Genomic DNA, 17,979 nt, shown 5'->3' with positions numbered 1-17,979 from the left:
CGAGGCATCAGCAGGTTCCCGCACAATGGCAAAACCCGAACTCGGTCTGAAACGGACATGCGTTGAGTGCAACGCCCGCTTCTATGACCTGAACCGCGTCCCCGCGGTGTGCCCGAAATGCGGCACGACCCAGCCGGACGATTCCCGTCTGAAGCGCAGCGAAGTTCCGCTGCCGGAAGAAAAAGATCCGAAGCCCCAGGCCAACGAGCATGAGGACGACGTGGATCTGGAAGTCGCCGATGACGAGGACGATGACGATGTAATCGCCCCGGACGACGATCTGGACGATGACGACGATCTCAGCAACGACATCGAAGTCCCGAATGACAAGGATGATCGCGACGACAACTGAGGTTGTCGCCAAAATCCTCTGCGCCGCTTTTCTGGCGGCACTGATGAGCGGCTGCTCTGATCCGGAAGGCATCTTCGCCCCGGACAGCGCAGCCGTTCGCGCATTCAGGGCCCGGCTCGACAGCCAGCCCAGCGCAACGGCGGTGCTTCAGGCCCGCTGCCCGTCTCCGATCCGCGTGCTGCGCCTGAGCGTGGACCGTCCCGTGACGGAAGATATTCTGGCCCTGCTGCAGGTGAGCGAGACCCATCAGGTCAACACGCGGCATGTCCGGCTGCTGTGTGGCGAGACCGTACTGTCGGATGCCTGGAACTGGTATGTGCCGGAGCGGCTTTCCCCGGCCATGAACACACTGCTTGAACAGACCGACACACCGTTCGGACGCGTCGTGCAGCAGACAGCGTTCAGACGGGAAAGACTGGAAACCCGTTTCCCCGGGGAAGCCTCCGGAATCGTTCTGGAGAACAGGGCGCTTCTGCGCCGGGGCGCAGATGACGCACCGATTTCCCTCGTGGTGGAAGACTATCTCCCCGCAGCCCTCCGCCCCTGAGCGTCAGGACGCCGGAGACCAGTTCAGATGCTGCCCGCCATCCAACGCCAGCATCTGCCCCGTCACGGAAGGAAGCGCGAACAGCGCAAGTGCGGCCTGAGCGATTTCTTCCGGAGAAGAGCCATGCTGCAACGGTGTGCGAGCGCACATGCTGTCGAAATGCTCCTGCGTCTGCCGCACCGCAGGAAGGACCGGGCCGGGACCGATGGCGTTCACCCGGACCCGCGGTGCGAGCGCCAGTGCCATGGTCTGCGTCAGGGTCCATAATCCCGTGCGGGACAGGGTGTAGCTGACGAAATGCGGCGTCAGGTTCCATACACGCTGGTCCAGCATGTTCAGAATCAGACCCTCGGCACCCTCAGGAAGCGCCTGCGCCATGGCCTGGGACAGGACGAATGGCGCGCGAAGATTGGTTTCAAGATGCAGATCCCAACTCTCGCGGGTAACGTTGCCCATCTCGTCGCGGATGAAAGCGGAGGCATTGTTAACAAGGACGCCAACCGGACCAAGAGCGGCCTGCACCCGCGGCAGCAACGCCTCGACCTCGTCTTCGCAGTGCAGATCGGCCTTCAGAACGCAGCCTTTGCCCCCGATCTGCTCCAGCAAATCTTCGGCTTCACGGGTGCTGTCGCGACAATGGATGGCGACCGCAAATCCCTCCCCGGCCAGCATTTCCACAAGCGCTGCACCAATACGGCGCGCGCTTCCCGTCACCAGAGCCACACGGGGAACACCCGCAGAAATCTGAAACGGCATCATGTTCAGAGAGACCGCCGGGCCGTCAGCGCGGCGGCGAGCGTCCCGTCATCCAGCACGTCCAGCGCGCCGCCCATTGGCACACCATGCCCCACACGCGTGACGCTCACGCCCGTAGAGAGCAGCCGTTCCTGAAGCCAGTGCGCGGTCGTCGCCCCCTCAACGGTGGCACTCAGGGCGAGAATGACTTCCCTCACCCCACCAGCCTCGATCCGCTCAAACAGCGGGCGAACGTTCAGATCATCCGGCCCCAGCCCCGCCAGCGCGGACAGGGTCCCGCCCAGAACCTGATAGACCCCGCGATGCACGCCCGCGCGCTCCAGCGCCCAGAGATCACCCACGGTTTCAACCACGCAGATCAGCCCCTGATCCCGCGCCGTGTCCGTGCAGATCTGGCACGGATCGACCGTATCGAGATTGCCGCACCGGGTGCAGGTCTTTACGCTCGTGGCCGCGCGCTCCATCAGATGGGCAAGCGGCAGCATCCGGCTTTCCGGCTGACGCAGAAGCGCTAGGGCGGCCCGGCGGGCGGAGCGTGGCCCCAGTCCCGGCAGACGCGCAAGCATGGTGATCAGCTGATCGATATCGCCGTGGCCCATCATGGGCGTAAAATCCCCGCCAGCCGGATCAGAACGGCAGTTTCAGGCCTGCCGGAAGATCAAGACCACCCGTCACGTCGCGCATGGCTTCGGAGCTTGCAGCCTCGGCCTTGGCCTTGGCGTCCGTATAGGCCGCAACGATCAGGTCCTGAAGCGTTTCGATATCGGTCGGATCGGCCAGCTGCGGATCAATTTTCAGGTCGCGCATTTCGCCCTTCCCCGTCAGCTTGACCGTCACCAGTCCGGCACCGGCGGAACCATCAACAACAAGAGACGCCAGATTGCTCTGCGCGGCTTCCATCTTGGCCTGCATCTGGCTGGCCTGCTTCATCAGTCCGGCAAGGTTTTTCATCACTATCGTCCTTCAGTTCAGGTTCAGATCGTCTTCATCAAGGGAATCGGCATCCAGAGGTGCAAATTCCAGATCGGGCGGCACATCATCGGTCAGCGGCACGGTGATTTCGGGTGGCAGACCGTATTCATCAAGGGAGTGATCCTGAACTTCCCCGATCTTTGCGCCGGGAAAGGCTTTCAGAATGGCCTGCACCAGCGGATGTTCCTCCACCGAAGCCTGATTGATGGCCACAACCTCGGCGCCCTGCTCATCCAGCGTGGGCTCGCCCGGAGCGGTCGAGGCACTGACGCGCCACTGACCGGGATAGACACGATCCAGCAGTTTCTGGAGCTGGCGTTCGATACGGGCCTGCGGCTCTTCAGCACGGATCTGGACATCGGGGGCCGAGAAACGCACGAGATGAACAGCATTGCGGAGCAGCCCGTGCAGAACGGGTTCGCGTTCCCGCGCCACCATCGCCACCATCTCGCGCCATGTCCGGGGCGGCGGCGGAAGTTCAGGTTCGGGTTCAGGCTCCGGAGCCGCTTCGGCATAACCAATACCAGGCTCGAGAATCGTTCCACCATTCGCCACCAGCCGGACATGCGCCCGAGGCGCGGGACCACCGACGCCTTCGCTGACGGTGGCCGAGGCGATACCGCTGACGGCAGCTGACGGTGTGGCTGAAGACGCCCCACCTGTCGGCGTGAGAGGCCCAGCTGGCAGAGACAGGTCCTGCCCCCCTTCGGTCAACTGACGGATCAGCCGGTCCGGCGTGGGCAGCAGACTGGCATAACACAGACGAATCAGGACCATCTCCGCCGCCTGACGGCGATCCGGAGCCGTCTCGACTTCCTGCACGCCTTTCAGCAGGATCTGCCAGGCACGGCCCAAAACGGCATTGGACAAACGGTCAGCCAGCGCCCCGCCGCGTGTGCGCTCGGCTTCCGGCAAATCCCGACCTTCCCGCAGGGACGGAATGGCCTTGAGACGCGAAATCAGATGCAGCAGATCCAGCAGATCCGCCAGCAGCACGCCCAGATCAGCACCCCGGGCATAGGCCTGATCGGTCAGGTCCAGCGCCTCGGCAGGCTTGCCCGCCATGAGCGCATCCAGCAGATCAAAGACCAGGCCGCGATCCGCCAGACCCAGCATATCGGCCACGGCATCCGCATCACTGGCGCCCTGCGCGATGGCCTGATCGAGCAGCGAGAGGCCGTCACGCACGGAACCATCCGCCGCACGGGCAATCAGGGCAAGCGCGTCCTCAGAAAGGGTCGCTCCCTCCCTGACGGCGATATTGTGGAAATGCCCGGCCAGAAGGGACTGCGGAACGCGGCGCAGATCGAAACGCTGGCAGCGGGACAGAACCGTAACCGGAACCTTGCGCAGCTCAGTCGTGGCGAAAATGAATGTGACCTGCGGCGGCGGCTCTTCAAGCGTCTTGAGCAACGCATTGAAAGCATTGCGCGACAGCATGTGGACTTCATCGATGATGAAGACTTTCATGCGCGCCTGCATCGGGCGAAAACGCGTGGCCTCGATAATTTCGCGCACATCGTCTACGCCCGTGCGGGAGGCGGCATCCATTTCCAGCACGTCGGGATGACGGTCCGCCAGAATGGCGGTGCAGTTGGGGCAGACGCCGCAGGGATCAGCGGTCGGGCCACCGTTGCCATCCGGGCCGATGCAGTTCAGGGCACGGGCAATGATACGGGCGGTCGTCGTCTTGCCGACGCCGCGCACGCCGGTCAGCATGAAAGCGTGCGCCACACGCTTGAGCTCAAATGCGCGGCGCAGGATGCGGACGAGTGAATCCTGCCCGATCAGATCATCAAAGGTCTGGGGCCGGTACTTGCGGGCCAGAACGCGATAGGGCGTGGCCTCGGCGGTCAGGGGCACAGACATTTCCGGCTCTGGTGCGTCTCCGAAGAAGCCGCCGCCATTTTCGGGCGGCAGGGGGAGATCGTCGTGGTCATCAGTCATGGAAGTGTTGAACCCTCAGCACTGAGGATGGGACCGTCAGGAAACGGTCGGGGACGCTGCGGGAAAGAGCGTCCAGTGACTGTGTGAGGTAGGAGGCCGGACATTCAACCCGGATAAAACTCACTGCGGCTGCTTCCTTCCGGACCTGACCGGGTTGGCAAGGTATCCGTCCAAAGCCGACCTCCCGGCGCTCTCCTAACACGGAGAGAGGGGTGTCTGACAACCCCCAATCATCAGAGTACGCCCTCATTCCCGCGTCTTATTCGCCGACAGCCGCCCCACCCATGTGCCGCGGGTCGGCCGCACCATAGATCAGACCGGTCTTCGGAGCCTTCAGGCTCGGGCGATCGGCAAGGATGCCTTCCGCCACACCCCACGGACGATGGGGCGACAGGGCATACCCTTCGGCCTTGAGAGTCTGCATGGCCGTGTCAGACAGCGCGCCCTGCTCAAGCTCAACAGCGGAAGGCTCCCACTGTTCATGGATTCGCGGCAGGTCGATGGCCTGACGGATATCCAGCCCGTAGTCGATCACCCCGAGAATGACGGAAAGCGTGATCGTCGGAATGCGCGAACCGCCGGGGCTGCCGATCACCATGACGACCTTGCCATCGCGCGAAACGATGGAGGGCGACATCGAAGACAGCGGCGTCTTGCCCGGGGCAATCGCATTGGCTTCCGAACCGACAATGCCGAACATGTTGGGCGCACCCGGCTTGGACGAGAAATCGTCCATCTCGTCGTTCATCCAGATGCCGGTATGCCCCCCCATTACACCCGCGCCGAACCAGCCATTGAGGGTATAGGTTGCCGAAACGGCCGTCCCTTCACGATCAAGCACGGAGAACTGCGTGGTCTCATGCTTTTCCTGGGTGTCGGGAGCCGCCTGCGTCACGGGAACGGGCAGCGCCTCTCCTGCTCTGAGCGTGCTGGACGACAGCGCGCGATCGGTCGGAATGCCCTGGCGGATCTGATAGGCGTAAGCAGGGTCGATCAGGTGTTCGACAGGATTATGGACGAAATCCGGATCGCCCAGATCGCGCCGGTCGGAATAAGCATGACGCATGGCCTCTATCTCGCGCTGCGTTGCAGGCGCGCTATGCAGACCAAGGGCGTGCATATCGTAACCGGAGAGAATGTTCAGGATTTCGCAGAGTGCAACACCCCCGCCGCTCGGCGGCGGTGCCGTGTCGATCGTATAGCCCCGATAGGTGCAGCGGATCGGCTCAAGGTAACGGATGTGATAGTTTTTGAAGTCAGAAAGCTGAAGAATGCCGCCGCCTTCAGTGCTGGCGCGCACGATTTCCTTCGCGATCGGACCATCATAAAACGCCTGCGGACCTTCTTTGGCGATCAGTTCCAGCGAGTCCGCCAGATCCTTCTGCACCAGACGGTCGCCCGTCTGAAGCGGCGTACCATCGGGGCGCAGATAGAACGCGCGGGCATAGGGATCGTGCTGGAAATAGCGCGTCGAGGTGTGCAGAAGATCCGCATCGCCCTGATTCAGAACGAAGCCATTCCGGGCCAGCGCAATCGCAGGGGCCATGACCTTGGCGCGTGGCAGGCGCCCCCATTTCTGCAGAATGGAATCCAGCCCCGCGACTGTTCCCGGAACGGCGACGGCTTTCCAGCCTTCGGTGGACAAACCCGGAATGACCTTGCCCGAAGCGTCCTGATACATCGTAGCCGTCGCAGCGGCGGGAGCATGTTCGCGGAAATCAATGAAGACCGTCTGGCCCGTTTTCAGACGCAGGGTCATGAATCCGCCGCCGCCAATATTACCGGCTGCGGGATAGACCACAGCCAGAGCATATCCGACAGCCACGGCCGCATCGACCGCATTGCCACCCTGTGCAAGGATTTTCGCACCGGCATCCGAGGCGAGATGCTGCGCCGACACCACCATGCCATGACGACCGGAAGTCAGCACACCGGCACTGACATTGTCCGGACCGAAAGCCAGCGGATCATGCGCTGAACTCAGCGCCGGGGCGGCTGCGGTGGCGAGCGTCGTGCTGCTGATCAGGGCCGTGGCGAGAAGAAGCGAAAACGCTCTCATGCGGTCTCTCCATAAGGAGGCTTGGTGTAGCCTTTGGGGGACAGGGTGAAAATTTCGCAGCCATCGGCCGTCACGCCAACCTGATGCTCGAACTGGGCTGACAGGGTGCGGTCACGGGTCACGGCTGTCCAGCCGTCATCAAGGATTTTCACGTCAGGACGGCCAATATTCAGCATGGGTTCGATCGTGAACACCATCCCTTCCACGAGCTTCACACCCTCACCGGGACGCCCATAATGGAGAACATTCGGCTCGGCATGGAAATCCCGACCAATGCCATGGCCGCAGAAATCCTGCACGATGGAGAAGCGGTTGGCTTCCGCATATTCCTGAATGGCATGGCCAATATCACCAAGCGTCTTACCTGGGCGCACCTGCGCGATGCCACGCATCAGCGCCTCATACGTCACATCGACCAGTTTTTCGGCCTTCTTTGGCGCCTTGCCCACGACATACATGCGTGAACTGTCGCCGTACCAGCCGTCCAGAATGGAAGTGACGTCAATGTTGACGATGTCACCATTGGACAGCTTCTTGGAACCGGGAATGCCGTGACACACGACATGGTTGATCGAGATGCAGCAGGATTTCGGATAGCCGCGATAGTTCAGCGGAGCAGGCGTGGCACCATGGGCGATCGTGAAGTCGTGGATCAGCTGGTTCAGCTCTTCTGTGGTAACGCCGGGCTGCACATAGGGCGTGATCATGTCCAGCGCCTCCGCCGTCAGGCGGCCAACACGATGCAGATGTTTAAAATCGTCCTGATCGTAGAGAACGATACCCCGTGCGTTATCCATAATCTGCCGCCTGATCCTTCAATCTTCAAAAGCCCGGACAAAATGCGTCTGTCCGGGCTGGATCGCAAGGCGGCAGGTCAGATTTTCAGGATCAGCTGTGCCGGGAGCGCTTTTTGTGGGCGACAACATGGCGCACACTCACCATGCGTACGGCCGCACCATGGTGAGAAATCCGGCCATAACGACGCGGGGCTGTTGGCGCATCGGCAACTTCCATGGGGCGCGAAGACGCCAGCAGGAAACCGTGATGGAAGCGACCGCGACGACGGGCCGAGGCCATCAGGACACCGGATGGAGCCGCAGGGTGAAGAAGCGGCTGGGGCGCCACGCCTTCATCTGCAAACCCCTTGTCGAGCAGCGCCACCATTTCCATGGAACGACGCGCATTGCTGGGAGACCCCATGACCACGCCGATCAGGCGCACATTCCCGCGCTGGGCAGACGTGATGAGGTTATGGCCTGCCAGATCGGTATACCCCGTCTTGAGACCATCAGCGCCCGCATAGATTTTCAGCATCGGATCATGGTTCGGAACCATACGGCGATGGAAATAAAAGGAGGGAACGTTGAAATAGTGATAATACTGCGGAAAATCCGCAATCAGATGCTGGGACAGCAGGGCCAGATCATGCGCTGTCGTAACCTGATCCGGGTCAGGCAGACCGGAAGCATTGCGGAAGGTCGTATTGATCATCCCCAGAGCCCGCGCCTGCTGCGTCATGAGCTGGGCGAAGCGTACCTCATCTCCGCCGCCAAGAAATTCACCCAGGGCACAGGCCGCATCATTGGCAGACTTCGTGACGAGCCCCAGAATGCCCTGCTCCACTGTCAGCTTCGTTCCCGGCACAAGGCCCAGCTTTGACGGAGCCTGAATGGAAGCATGAATGGACACCGGAACCTGTTCGTCCAGTGTGATCTGATGCGCTTCAAGGGCGCGGAACGTCAGATAGAGCGTCATGAGCTTTGTCAGGGACGCAGGATACCGTTGCAGCTCGGCATCCGTCGCAGACAGAACAGCGCCTGTCCTGGCGTCCATCACATAGCTCGAGACATGTCCGGCATATTGTGCCTTCGCAGATCCCAGCCCCATGGTTGTCATGGCGCACAACAGAAAAGCTTTCTGGAACGGGAAACGCATCTACTGACAGCCTCTGAACGGAACGTCGTCTTGGGAAAGATCTGGGCTCTTGAGCCACCTGCATGACAGGCAGTCTAGGCGCATTGAAAACTCCCCGTCCACCAGCTTTGAAGGACTTTCCTTAATTTTTCGTAAGCAGGGCGGAAAGGAGGCAGGATCATGGCACGTGGCGCATAAAAACCTTATTTCAGGGGCTTGCAGCCCTTCTCAAGACCGAAATTCGCACCATATCATACCCGTCATGTCTTCTTATGATCTTCCCCCCTGCCCGAACGGCCTTTCCGGTGTCTCATCCTCGCGGAGTCCATCTCGCATGGGGCCGGAGTCTCCCGACTCCATTCCGCCCCGTGAGCCGGACAGGGGAGGCGGGGATCAGGACCTTGAAGTCAGCGTGGTGGTGCGTCCCAGAACCCGGACGCGCAAACCTTCCATGTACAAGGTTCTGATGCTCAACGACGACTACACGCCCATGGAGTTTGTGGTGCATGTGCTGGAGCGTTTCTTTGCCAAAACCCGGGACGAGGCAACGTCCGTCATGCTTCAGGTTCACCAGCGCGGCGTCGGAGTCTGCGGGGTGTTCACATATGAAGTGGCTGAAAGCAAGGTGACACAGGTGATGGATCTGGCACGCCAGAACCAGCACCCCCTTCAGTGCACGATCGAGAAAGACTGATCCGTCTGACAGGCAGAAAAGCCCGGGCACAGGATAATTTCTTGTTTCCCTTTGCGTTTCTGACTGGCGTTACATGTTACTCCGCGACAAGATACCTTTCCTACGAGAGGTCGAGAGGAGCGCCATCACATGCTGTCCCGTACGCTCGAACAGACACTCCACCGCGCCCTGACATTCGCAGGTGACCGGCGTCACGAATATGCAACCCTCGAACATCTTCTGCTCGCACTGACAGAAGACGACGATGCCCTGACGGTCTTCCGGGCCTGCGGCATTGATCTCGACAAGCTGCGCTCCGATCTGACGGATTTCCTGGACAAGGACCTGGCAGGGCTGGCGGCTGAACGCCCGACGGAACCCAAGCCGACCGCGGCTTTCCAGCGCGTGATCCAGCGCGCGGCCATTCATGTGCAGAGCACGGGTCGCGACGAGGTCACGGGTGCGAACGTACTTGTTGCCCTGTTTGCCGAGCGCGAAAGCCATGCCGTCTATTTCCTGCAGTTGCAGGATATGACGCGACTCGATGCGGTCAACTTCATCTCGCACGGGATCGCCAAGGCTCCGGACCGGGGGACCGGACGTCGCCCGGCGGCGGCTTCCAAGGACACATCCGAGCGTGAGGAGCGCAAGGAAACGCCCAAGGAAGGCGCACTCGCGACCTATTGCGTCGATCTGAATGAACGTGCGCGTGAAGGGCGGATTGATCCGCTGATCGGTCGCGATCAGGAAATCGAACGCACCATCCAGATCCTGTGCCGCCGAACCAAGAACAACCCGCTTTATGTGGGAGATCCGGGCGTCGGCAAGACGGCGATTGCCGAAGGTCTGGCCAAGCGGATCGTGGAAGGCGAAGTGCCGGACGTTCTGCTGAACAGTACGATCTACTCGCTGGACATGGGCTCGCTTCTGGCGGGCACGCGCTATCGCGGCGATTTCGAAGAGCGGCTGAAAGCCGTCGTGACGGAAATGGACCAGACCCCTGGCGCCATCCTGTTCATTGACGAAATCCATACCGTCATCGGCGCGGGAGCGACATCGGGGGGGGCAATGGACGCCTCCAACCTGCTCAAGCCTGCCCTGGCCGCAGGGACCCTGCGCTGCATCGGTTCCACGACCTATAAGGAGTTCCGTCAGCACTTCGAGAAGGATCGGGCGCTCGTGCGCCGGTTCCAGAAAATCGACGTGCCGGAGCCTTCGATCGAGGATGCGATCAAGATCCTGCGCGGCCTGAAGGGCAGCTACGAGAAGCATCACAAGGTCCGCTACACTGACGAAGCCCTGCGCGGCGCCGTCGAACTGGCGGCCAAGTATGTCCATGACCGCAAGCTGCCGGACAAGGCAATCGACGTGATCGACGAAGTCGGCGCGGCGCGGATGCTGGTGCCCGAAAATAAGCGCCGCAAGACCGTGACGCTGAAGGACGTGGAAGAGGCCATCGCCAAGATCGCCCGTATCCCGCCCAAGAGCGTCTCGGCCGATGACCGCGAGACTCTGCGCCATCTGGAGCGGGACCTGCGGAATATGGTCTTCGGACAGGACAAGGCGATCGACGCGCTGGCTGCGGCAATCAAGCTGTCCCGCGCCGGACTGCGCGATGCGGAAAAGCCGATCGGCAACTACCTGTTCTCCGGCCCCACGGGCGTCGGCAAGACGGAGGTCGCCAAGCAGCTTTCCAACTCGCTCGGGATCGAACTGATCCGCTTTGACATGTCCGAATACATGGAGCGTCATTCGATCTCCCGTCTGATCGGTGCGCCTCCAGGGTATGTCGGGTTCGATCAGGGCGGCCTGCTGACGGATGCGATCGACCAGCATCCGCACGCGGTCCTGCTGCTGGACGAGATCGAGAAGGCCCATCCGGACCTGTTCAATGTCCTGCTTCAGGTCATGGATCATGGTCGCCTGACGGATCACAACGGCAAGGTCGTCGATTTCCGCAACGTGATCCTGATCATGACCACGAATGCAGGCGCGGCGGACCTGTCCAAGGAGGCGATCGGGTTTGGACGGACGGCGCGGAGCGGTGAGGACGAAGAGGCAGTCAAACGCCTGTTCACGCCGGAATTCCGCAACCGTCTGGACGCGATCATTCCCTTCGCCAACCTGACGCCGGAGACCGTAGGCCGCGTGGTCGAGAAGTTCGTGCTTCAGCTCGAAGCTCAGCTTGCCGACCGCCATGTGACGATCGAGATTTCCTCGAGCGCCAAGGAATGGCTCGCCGAGCGCGGATACGACCGACTGTATGGCGCCCGTCCACTGGGACGCGTCATTCAGGAATACATCAAGAAGCCTCTGGCCGAGGAACTGCTTTTCGGACGGCTGGCTCAGGGCGGTGCCGTTCGGATTGGCATGAAGAACGGCGCACTCGACTTCGATATTCTCGAAGGAGGAGATAACGCCAAGGGCGAGGATGGCGCTTCCAAGAAAGACGAAGCGACAAGCTGAAGTCCTTCAACCAGCAGAAAGGCCCGGGAGACACTGTCTCGCCGGGCCTTTTTTCTTACTGGTAACGGGTACCGTTCACCACGACATAGCCGGGCCAGGGCCATTTGCGGCCTGTACCATGATGGGTCCAGTCCACGCCCTGACGACGCAGGCTGTCGTAATAGTAGCGGCCCTGAACCTCGACCTGATCGCCCTTGCTGACCCAGGGCCATTGCGGCGCGTTCATCTGGTCCAGATCAGAAACGATCCGGATGGAGACCCCCTGCCCGACCGACAGATAGAAATAACCGTGCCAGCCGCTGCGGGTGCGTTTTGCTTTGAGGGAGACCGCCAGAACCCGTCCACAGAGATGCTCGGGCAGGTCGATACCGGTGGGGCCGCTCTGTTCCAGTCCATGCTGATCGGCGAGGAAACGCGCATTGTCACACTGTGCAGGCATGTCATGCGCGCTGCGGGGCGCAGTATTCTGGCCGAAAAAGCCCTGAGCGGATGCGGCCAATGGCGCGCATAGCAGTGTCACAGCAAACGTGGAGAACAGACGGAATGTCATGAAGGGGGTTTCTCCTGTCAGGGCGGTTCTGCCTGTTGCTCTGCCGCCAGAAGGTCCGGACCAGACACAAAAAAGCCCGCCCCTGAGAGGGAACGGGCCTTTATGCTGGTCCGCAATAAGGGATCAGGGCGCTTCGCTGGCGCCTTCACCGGGAGCGGGCTCGGACTTGGCAGTTTCGCTGACAGCCGGACGCGAAGATGCGCCATCCGTGATCATTTCGAGCTGACCCGTGATCTGACCACCATCCTCGACCTGAAGACGACGGCACTTGACCTTGCCGATGAGACGGCCGGTCGCACGGATCGTCAGGCTGCCATTGACGGTCAGGGTGCCGTCGATCGTGCCCGCCAGTTCTGCGTCCTCAACCTCGACGCCGCCCCGGAAGACGCCACCATGCGTGACCTGAAGCTCGGTCGCGTGGATCATGCTGGACTCGACCGTACCCTCAACGACAAGGCGTTCGGCGTCCTGCACGGACCCCTGCACGCTGATGCCACGGCCGACAACAAGCGTACGACGCTCAGGGCCGGTCTGGCGCGGTGCGCCCGGAACAGCGGCCACACCGGGGCGCGGCGCCCCTGCCGGCGTTACGCCCGTCGGAGAATTGGAAGACGGCGGTGCCGGGAAAGGGGTACGACCCATGGGCGCGGGGTCCTTCTGCTGGTTGGGCTGCTGGGCAGGTTGGGGACTGGAGGGCGATCCGGATCCTGACGCGGGAGCCGTCTGGCTGGGAGCGTCCGGCCGGTTGGGGAAAATGGGCTGACCTGCAAGTTTGCCGTTCTCGACAGGCTTGGAGTCATCTTCCGGTTTGCGTCTTCTGAACAAGGAAACCCCGCTGCGGATCTGGAAACGAACACTCTAATTCTGTCTTGGACGTCTCCCGGACGATCCATTGCGAGAACAGGACGCTCGCAGACAGAACATTCGGGAACCGGTCTTTCGACAAGGCTACACGCTCACGACCCGGCGGGACAAGACGCGCATTTCCATAAATGTGACGAAATCTCACGGAGGAAAACGGCGTCGGGTTAACCGGGAGTTGGCGTGAACCCAGAGGGGACCTATGATCGTGTTGATTTAATGGCGCAGTCTGCCCGTTAAATGTTTTTTTCTGAAGTTTTCAGCGACCTGACCGGAGTTCCAATGTCTGCACCCCAGCATGACCTTCTGTGTATCGGCAATGCCATCGTCGACGTTCTCGCCCCTGTGGGCCAGGACCTGATCGACGGGCTTGGCGCTGCTGCCGGGAGCATGACCCTGATCGACGCTGCCACGGCGCATGCCATCGAAAGCCGCGTGGATATCGAAAATGTGACAGGTGGCGGCTCCGGCGCCAACACGGCCGTCGTGGCGGCCCGTATGGGTGCGAAAGTGGCCTATCTTGGCAAAGTCACGGCTGACGAAGCCGGCGACCATTTCACACGCGACATGCGCGAACAGGGCATCACCTTCCCATCCGAGCCGCTTCCGGCCGCCGATGGCACCCCGACCGCACGCTGCATCGTTCTGGTGACGCCCGAAGGCCAGCGCACCATGTTCACCTATCTCGGCGCCTGCACGGAATTCACGCCCGAGGACGTACATGAATCCGTCGTGGCGGATGCGGCCATCACCTATCTGGAAGGCTATCTGTACGACAAGCCGCAGGCCCAGGAAGCGTTCGAACATGCAGCCCGTCTGGCCCGCAAGGCTGGCCGTCAGGTCGCCCTGACGCTGTCCGACACGTTCTGCGTGGAACGCCATCGCGCCGCCTTCCACGAGCTTGTAGCGGGCCATGTGGACATCCTGTTCGCCAACGAGGCCGAGCTTCTGGCCCTGTACGAAGTCACGGATTTCGAAGAAGCCGTCACGCAGGTCTCCGCCGAAACAAAGCTGGCCGTCATCACACGCAGCGAAAAGGGTGCGGTCGTGATCGGCGAAGGCGAGCGCCATGACGTTCCGACAACCGAAGTAAAGGTCGTGGACACCACGGGCGCAGGCGATGCGTTCGCAGCAGGCTTCCTGGCCGGTCTGAGCAAGAAGCACGACCTCGTCACCTGCGCGAAGCTGGGCAATCAGGCTGCCGGTGAGATCATCACCCGTTACGGCGCCCGCCCGACCGAGGCGTTCACGCTGACGGCCTGAGACGTGCCGCCGGGCCGGTCTTACAGATCGGCCCAGCCGATGCGGGCGACCCCATACCGGTCGAATGCCTCCCGCACAGCCGGGTCCAGAAGGGCGGCCAGTTCGCCCTCCTGCTCATAGCCCGGCATGAAACGCTTCATCATGGCGTCCTGAGCCGTGGCGGGGTGAAAGTAGATTTCGCTCGTGCCCGTGGGCAGGCGCGGAACAAGACCGCGGATATGGTCCGGCGTCATATGGCCGGACCAGCGCAGCCCGAAACACCAGTCATTGGTTTTCAGCCCCGCTTTGCGGATCTGATGCCGCAGGACGCCAATCCAGTGGCGGAGGGCGCGGTCTCCCAGCGTATCGTTGGCCTCGACAGGCTCCGGCGGCTCGAAGGGCGAGCGGACAGCCTGTAATCCATGCTCCAGGCCGGACTCGATCAGGAATCGTCCCACCGTCGGATGCAAATGCATGTGTTTATGGGCGTTGGCATGATCGAGCGTCAGCCCGCTCGCGGCAAAAGCCCGGAACTGGGCTTCGATTTCGCGCCGCAGGGCGCTACGGGCCTGCGGGCTGAAAAAATACTCCACACCAAGACGCAACTGGTTGCGACCAAACCAGCCCTGCCCGTCCGTAATGGCTGGAAGATCGAGGACGGACTTGCCCTCAATCGCCACCACATGCAGCCCGACTTTCAGATCCGGCATTGTCTTTGCACGCCGGATGGCATCCCCGGCAGCATCCCCGGCCACCATCAGACTAGCCGTGGACAGGATGCCGTTGCGATGGGCCTGTTCGATGGCCTCGTTGACTTCGAGGCTCATGCCGAAATCATCGGCGGAGACGATGGCGCGGCGGGAGGGGCTGGATGTCATGGCAGATCTCACGAAAAAGGGGCCATGACATGCGCCATGGCCCCCGGATATTGTCTGGTCAGGCGCACGCCGTTCAGGCGGCGTGACGGTCCTTGAGGAACTGGAAGAATTCCACACCCTCGCGCAGACGACGCTTCATCATCTGCGGGCTACGGATCATCTCGTTGACGATGGAGGCGATCTTGGAACCGCGGAAGTAGAACTTGCGATAGAATTCCTCGACGCTCTCGAAGATTTCCGTATGCGACAGGTGCGGGTAATGCAGCGGTGCGATCTGCACGCCGCTCTCGTCGATCAGTTCGGCTTCCGCTTCGTTCAGCCAGCCATTTTCCGTCGCCTGCTTGTGCAGGAAGGTGCCGGGATACGGCGCAGCCAGCGAAACCTGCAGGGTATGCGGGTTGATTTCCTTGGCGAACTGGATCGTCTCCTGGATGGTCTCCTTCGTCTCGCCCGGCAGGCCGACGATGAAGGTTCCGTGGATCTTGATGCCCAGCTTGTGGCAGTTGCGCGTGAATTCCTTGGCCGTTTCGACCAGCATGCCCTTCTTGATGTTGTGAAGGATCTGCTGGTTGCCGCTTTCGTAACCGACCAGCAGCAGGCGCAGGCCGTTTTCCTTGAGAACCTTCAGGGTCTCGTAAGGAACATTCGCCTTGGCATTGCAGGACCACGTAACACCAAGCTTGCCCATTTCGCGGGCAATGGCTTCGGCGCGCGGCAGATCGTCCGTGAAGGTGTCATCATCGAACATGAATTCCTGCACTTCGGGGAAGTACTGCTTGGCCAGACGCACTTCAGCGGCCACATGCTCAGGGCTGCGGGTCCGGTAGCGATGGCCGCCGACCGTCTGCGGCCACAGGCAGAACGTGCAGCGCGACTTGCAGCCACGGCCCGTATAGATCGAGATGTAGGGGTGCTTCAGATAGCCGATGAAGTAGTCGTTGATGTTGAGGTCACGCTTGTAGACTTCCGTCACGAACGGAAGGCTGTCCATGTCCTCGATCATCGCGCGATCCTTGTTCGCGATGATCTCACCCTTCTCGTTGCGCCAGGTGATACCGTCCACTTCCGCGAGCGGCTTGCCTTCGGCAATTTCCTTGATGGTGAAGTCGAACTCGTTGCGGGCCACGAAATCGATCGGGCTGCCCTTCTCCATGCTCTCGGTCGGCTGAACAGCCACCTTGGCGCCCACCATGCCGATCATGATCTTCGGATTTGCATCCTTGATCATCTGCGCCACGCGCACGTCGGAAGCGAAGGACGGCGTGGAGGTATGGATAACGACGAGGTCGCGGTTCTTCACGTCCTCAAGGATGGGATCCATACCCATCTTGGCCGGCGGCGCGTCGATCAGGCGTGATCCTGGAACGAGAGCAGCCGGCTGGGCCAGCCATGTCGGAAACCAGAAGGACTTGATTTCGCGCTTCGCCTGGTAGCGGGAGCCCGCACCACCGTCGAAACCGTCAAAGGAAGGAGGCTGGAGAAAAAGGGTTCTCATCATGATCGGACACTCCTTTGGGTGGCGCCGGCCTGGAGCGAGGAGGCGCAGGACACGGAATTACGTTTTCTTCGGGCGATATGGACCGTTCTGCCCCGCCATGCAACGCGTGATCCGCGGGCACTGCCCACCATGATGGCAGCAGACAGCCAATCGCGGATGACCAGAAGCGGGATTACAGCCGGGAGCGGACAGTCCGTGGCACGGTCCATGATACGGCTTCCGATGGCGCGGAGCAGCCATGTCAGAAGCAGTAGGCTCCATGTCCACCAGGCATTCGGGCGGAACAGCACTGCCGTCACGGCCCAGAACAGGGGAAGCTGGATGGACGACAGCCCATAACCGACCGGAGCGACATTCTTGACGGTCCGCCCCCAGCGCAACTCATGCGCCAGCAACTCGCCGAGCGTATGTTCGCCCACGGTCGTGTGGGTCAGGGTCGGCGCGATGACGATGTTCTCGCCCCGCGTCCGGATCAGCTGACCCAGTTCGGCATCATCCGCCACGTGATCGACCAGCGCCTCAAGGCCACCGATTTCCTCAAGGGTCTGCCGACGCAGGGCCATCGTCGCGCCCAGACAGTCCTGACGCCCCAGAAAGCGGGACATCATGACGCCAGGCAGGAAATTATGATTGATCTGGCAGGCGCCGAGCTGCTGCACGAGCGTTCCCGCAGCAGGACGACCTGCATACAGGGTGGTGACCAGACCGGCCCCCTGCTCTTCCAGACCCGTTACGACATGACGCAGGTAGCGGGGGCTGGCGTGAATGTCCGAGTCGGATATCACGATAATGTCATGACAGGCCTCCCCGTACATGTTCATCAAATTCCCGACCTTGCGGTTCGGACCATATTCGCGCGGATCGACCACCACGCTGACCGGAACCTGCGGATAACGCCCCCGGAGTCGCTCGATCACGGCCAGCGCGGTGTCCTGCGCGTCCTGCACGCCAAAGACGATCTGGAAATCGGGATAATCCTGCGTGAAGACGCTTTCCAGCGCATCCTCCAGCAACGGCTCGTTACCGTGCAGAGGCTTCATCACCGTGACGGCTGGCCATGCCCGCTCGGACAGGCGCAGCGCATCATCCGCGCGACGCTCCGTGCGGCGGAACCGGGCGAGCAGGAGGGCGCCCGTCAGCGCCTGTAGGTTTCCAGCGGCTGAAACAAGTGCGCAGACGCTGGCTGCGACGGTAAGAGGTAAGGGCACGACGGTGTTCTAGCCTTCCCGAACGCTTTTGGGAAAGACTGCCGTCGTGGGACTGG

The 17,979-nt window shown here is 61.5% G+C and carries 17 protein-coding genes and 1 other RNA gene; 5 read left to right on the top strand and 13 right to left on the bottom strand.

What is annotated here, in order from left to right:
* The first annotated feature begins 25 nt into the window (after nt 1-25).
* Nucleotides 26-352 (top strand): TIGR02300 family protein, encoded by a 327-nt coding sequence (locus tag A0U94_RS01205; protein ID WP_062031788.1) that lies wholly within the window; start codon nt 26-28, stop codon nt 350-352.
* The gene (locus tag A0U94_RS01200; protein WP_231878120.1) at nt 333-899 is read left to right on the top strand and encodes a chorismate--pyruvate lyase family protein; all 567 of its coding nucleotides are present in this window, start codon (nt 333-335) and stop codon (nt 897-899) included. Before A0U94_RS01205 ends, A0U94_RS01200 begins: the two co-directional genes overlap by 20 nt.
* 3 nt (nt 900-902) lie before the next feature.
* Here the strand turns inward: A0U94_RS01200 and A0U94_RS01195 are convergent, their stop codons facing one another.
* From A0U94_RS01195 to A0U94_RS01160, 8 genes are all read right to left on the bottom strand, one after another.
* Nucleotides 903-1,658, bottom strand: coding sequence for an SDR family oxidoreductase (locus A0U94_RS01195; RefSeq protein WP_408735611.1), 756 nt, complete (start codon nt 1,656-1,658; stop codon nt 903-905).
* A 2-nt stretch (nt 1,659-1,660) separates the two neighbouring features.
* Nucleotides 1,661-2,257, bottom strand: a complete 597-nt coding sequence (recR, locus tag A0U94_RS01190; protein WP_062031791.1) for a recombination mediator RecR — start codon at nt 2,255-2,257, stop codon at nt 1,661-1,663.
* Between the two features lie 25 nt (nt 2,258-2,282).
* Nucleotides 2,283-2,606, bottom strand: coding sequence for a YbaB/EbfC family nucleoid-associated protein (locus A0U94_RS01185; protein ID WP_062031793.1), 324 nt, complete (start codon nt 2,604-2,606; stop codon nt 2,283-2,285).
* A 12-nt stretch (nt 2,607-2,618) separates the two neighbouring features.
* Entirely contained in the window at nt 2,619-4,574 is a 1,956-nt protein-coding gene (locus A0U94_RS01180; RefSeq protein ID WP_077802196.1) for a DNA polymerase III subunit gamma/tau, read from the bottom strand.
* 88 nt (nt 4,575-4,662) lie between these two features.
* Nucleotides 4,663-4,759: signal recognition particle sRNA small type (ffs, locus tag A0U94_RS01175), an RNA gene on the bottom strand.
* A gap of 74 nt (nt 4,760-4,833) precedes the next feature.
* Nucleotides 4,834-6,633 (bottom strand): gamma-glutamyltransferase, encoded by a 1,800-nt coding sequence (ggt, locus tag A0U94_RS01170; RefSeq protein ID WP_077802195.1) that lies wholly within the window; start codon nt 6,631-6,633, stop codon nt 4,834-4,836.
* Nucleotides 6,630-7,430, bottom strand: coding sequence for a type I methionyl aminopeptidase (map, locus tag A0U94_RS01165; protein ID WP_077802194.1), 801 nt, complete (start codon nt 7,428-7,430; stop codon nt 6,630-6,632). Before map ends, ggt begins: the two co-directional genes overlap by 4 nt.
* Nucleotides 7,431-7,521: 91 nt before the next feature.
* Nucleotides 7,522-8,568 (bottom strand): D-alanyl-D-alanine carboxypeptidase family protein, encoded by a 1,047-nt coding sequence (locus A0U94_RS01160; RefSeq protein WP_077802193.1) that lies wholly within the window; start codon nt 8,566-8,568, stop codon nt 7,522-7,524.
* Between the two features lie 241 nt (nt 8,569-8,809).
* Between A0U94_RS01160 and clpS the strand changes: the two genes are divergently transcribed.
* Nucleotides 8,810-9,241, top strand: coding sequence for an ATP-dependent Clp protease adapter ClpS (gene clpS, locus A0U94_RS01155; protein ID WP_244178038.1), 432 nt, complete (start codon nt 8,810-8,812; stop codon nt 9,239-9,241).
* A 129-nt stretch (nt 9,242-9,370) separates the two neighbouring features.
* Entirely contained in the window at nt 9,371-11,686 is a 2,316-nt protein-coding gene (clpA, locus tag A0U94_RS01150; protein WP_077802192.1) for an ATP-dependent Clp protease ATP-binding subunit ClpA, read from the top strand.
* Nucleotides 11,687-11,741: 55 nt separating this feature from the next.
* Here clpA and A0U94_RS01145 read toward each other — a convergent pair whose 3' ends face one another.
* Both A0U94_RS01145 and A0U94_RS01140 read right to left on the bottom strand, forming a co-directional pair.
* Complete coding sequence (locus tag A0U94_RS01145) at nt 11,742-12,236, bottom strand: DUF3465 domain-containing protein (RefSeq protein WP_077802191.1); 495 nt, start codon at nt 12,234-12,236, stop codon at nt 11,742-11,744.
* Between the two features lie 123 nt (nt 12,237-12,359).
* Entirely contained in the window at nt 12,360-13,061 is a 702-nt protein-coding gene (locus tag A0U94_RS01140) for a bactofilin family protein (RefSeq protein ID WP_233142337.1), read from the bottom strand.
* A gap of 318 nt (nt 13,062-13,379) precedes the next feature.
* Between A0U94_RS01140 and A0U94_RS01130 the strand changes: the two genes are divergently transcribed.
* Nucleotides 13,380-14,360, top strand: coding sequence for an adenosine kinase (locus A0U94_RS01130; RefSeq protein ID WP_062109244.1), 981 nt, complete (start codon nt 13,380-13,382; stop codon nt 14,358-14,360).
* Nucleotides 14,361-14,380: 20 nt separating this feature from the next.
* On the opposite strand, the gene hpnK is transcribed toward A0U94_RS01130, so the two are convergent.
* The 3 genes from hpnK to hpnI form a co-directional block, all read right to left on the bottom strand.
* A complete protein-coding gene (hpnK, locus tag A0U94_RS01125; protein WP_077802189.1) occupies nt 14,381-15,217 on the bottom strand; it encodes a hopanoid biosynthesis-associated protein HpnK in 837 nt (278 codons plus the stop codon).
* A 73-nt stretch (nt 15,218-15,290) separates the two neighbouring features.
* Complete coding sequence (hpnJ, locus tag A0U94_RS01120; RefSeq protein WP_062029858.1) at nt 15,291-16,715, bottom strand: hopanoid biosynthesis associated radical SAM protein HpnJ; 1,425 nt, start codon at nt 16,713-16,715, stop codon at nt 15,291-15,293.
* Complete coding sequence (gene hpnI, locus A0U94_RS01115; protein ID WP_077802188.1) at nt 16,712-17,923, bottom strand: bacteriohopanetetrol glucosamine biosynthesis glycosyltransferase HpnI; 1,212 nt, start codon at nt 17,921-17,923, stop codon at nt 16,712-16,714. The genes hpnJ and hpnI overlap by 4 nt, the downstream gene beginning before the upstream one ends.
* Nucleotides 17,924-17,979: the final 56 nt, after the last annotated feature.

The organism is Gluconobacter albidus, from assembly GCF_002005485.1.
GTDB lineage: Bacteria > Pseudomonadota > Alphaproteobacteria > Acetobacterales > Acetobacteraceae > Gluconobacter > Gluconobacter albidus.
This window is presented reverse-complemented; position numbering and strand designations above follow the sequence as displayed.

Excerpts from the sequence above, each read along its gene's own strand:
- A0U94_RS01205 (WP_062031788.1), top strand. The coding sequence starts at position 26 with ATGGCAAAACCCGAACTCGGTCTGAAACGGACATGCGTTGAGTGCAAC.
- A0U94_RS01200 (WP_231878120.1), top strand. The coding sequence starts at position 333 with ATGATCGCGACGACAACTGAGGTTGTCGCCAAAATCCTCTGCGCCGCT.
- A0U94_RS01195 (WP_408735611.1), bottom strand. The coding sequence starts at position 1,658 with ATGATGCCGTTTCAGATTTCTGCGGGTGTTCCCCGTGTGGCTCTGGTG.
- recR (WP_062031791.1), bottom strand. The coding sequence starts at position 2,257 with ATGATGGGCCACGGCGATATCGATCAGCTGATCACCATGCTTGCGCGT.
- A0U94_RS01185 (WP_062031793.1), bottom strand. The coding sequence starts at position 2,606 with ATGAAAAACCTTGCCGGACTGATGAAGCAGGCCAGCCAGATGCAGGCC.
- A0U94_RS01180 (WP_077802196.1), bottom strand. The coding sequence starts at position 4,574 with ATGACTGATGACCACGACGATCTCCCCCTGCCGCCCGAAAATGGCGGC.
- ggt (WP_077802195.1), bottom strand. The coding sequence starts at position 6,633 with ATGAGAGCGTTTTCGCTTCTTCTCGCCACGGCCCTGATCAGCAGCACG.
- map (WP_077802194.1), bottom strand. The coding sequence starts at position 7,430 with ATGGATAACGCACGGGGTATCGTTCTCTACGATCAGGACGATTTTAAA.
- A0U94_RS01160 (WP_077802193.1), bottom strand. The coding sequence starts at position 8,568 with ATGCGTTTCCCGTTCCAGAAAGCTTTTCTGTTGTGCGCCATGACAACC.
- clpS (WP_244178038.1), top strand. The coding sequence starts at position 8,810 with ATGTCTTCTTATGATCTTCCCCCCTGCCCGAACGGCCTTTCCGGTGTC.
- clpA (WP_077802192.1), top strand. The coding sequence starts at position 9,371 with ATGCTGTCCCGTACGCTCGAACAGACACTCCACCGCGCCCTGACATTC.
- A0U94_RS01145 (WP_077802191.1), bottom strand. The coding sequence starts at position 12,236 with ATGACATTCCGTCTGTTCTCCACGTTTGCTGTGACACTGCTATGCGCG.
- A0U94_RS01130 (WP_062109244.1), top strand. The coding sequence starts at position 13,380 with ATGTCTGCACCCCAGCATGACCTTCTGTGTATCGGCAATGCCATCGTC.
- hpnK (WP_077802189.1), bottom strand. The coding sequence starts at position 15,217 with ATGACATCCAGCCCCTCCCGCCGCGCCATCGTCTCCGCCGATGATTTC.
- hpnJ (WP_062029858.1), bottom strand. The coding sequence starts at position 16,715 with ATGATGAGAACCCTTTTTCTCCAGCCTCCTTCCTTTGACGGTTTCGAC.